The sequence below is a fragment of the Paraburkholderia sp. J11-2 genome (genome assembly GCF_905220185.1).
Lineage (GTDB): Bacteria > Pseudomonadota > Gammaproteobacteria > Burkholderiales > Burkholderiaceae > Paraburkholderia.
In genome coordinates this window covers 1-829 of the sequence record NZ_CAJMYY010000094.1, presented here as the reverse complement: position 1 = coordinate 829, position 829 = coordinate 1, and the positions used below count along the sequence as shown (strand labels likewise).

1 pseudogene is annotated in these 829 nt (G+C 63.7%); it reads right to left on the bottom strand.

The features are described 5' to 3' along the window. Window positions 1-829, bottom strand: a pseudogene (locus U5A57_RS41305) (hemagglutinin); the annotation flags it as partial.

The window sequence follows — 829 nt, the reverse complement described above, 5'->3', positions numbered from 1 at the left end:
GCGTACAGCTGCGAACCATTCACCGCGTCAACGCTCGAGGCAGTCAAACCGCCATTCGCCACGTTCGTCAGCGCCACCGGCACATGGTCCGGACCGCCCAGCGTCACCGAGTTGTGTGCGGTTGAGTCGTAGATCACGCCGTCCACGTTGCCGCTTACCGCCGCCGCCATGACCGCCTTCAGCGCATCGCCCACATTGTTGTAGGTGTGCTGGGAGAGAATGTAGTCCGGCGCGCTGATCGAGCCATCCGCGTTCACCTGCGTATTGCCACCCAGCGCGCTGGCCGTCGAACTGGCCAAACCGTAGAGCTGCGTGCCGTTCACCGCGTCGAGGCTCGACGCATTGACTGCACCCGCCTTGACATTATGGAGCGCCACCCCGGTGCTTGTACCGGCACCGCCCAGCGTGACCGAGCTCTTCGACGTGTCGTCGTAGGCCACGAACGCATTCGTGATGTTGCCCGATGCGTCGGTCGTCGCGCCCAGTGCGTACAGCTGTGAACCGTTCACCGCGTCAACACTCGCAGCGCTCAGCGCGCCATTCGCCACGTTCGTCAGCGCCACCGGCGTGGTCGAACCCGAACCGCCCAGCGTCACCTTGTCATGCGCCGACGAGTCATACACCACGGCATCAGCGATCGTGCCGTTGATGCTCGTGATGTCGCCATAGAGCGCCGTGAACGTATCACCGGCGTTGTAATAGGTCTTGCCGCCGATGTTGTATGTCGGCGCCGAGATCGAACCATCGCCATTTGCCGTGGAGCCGCCGCCCATCGCGTCTGCCGTCGAGCTCGCCAGGTTGTAAAGCTGCGTGCCGTTCACCGCGTCGA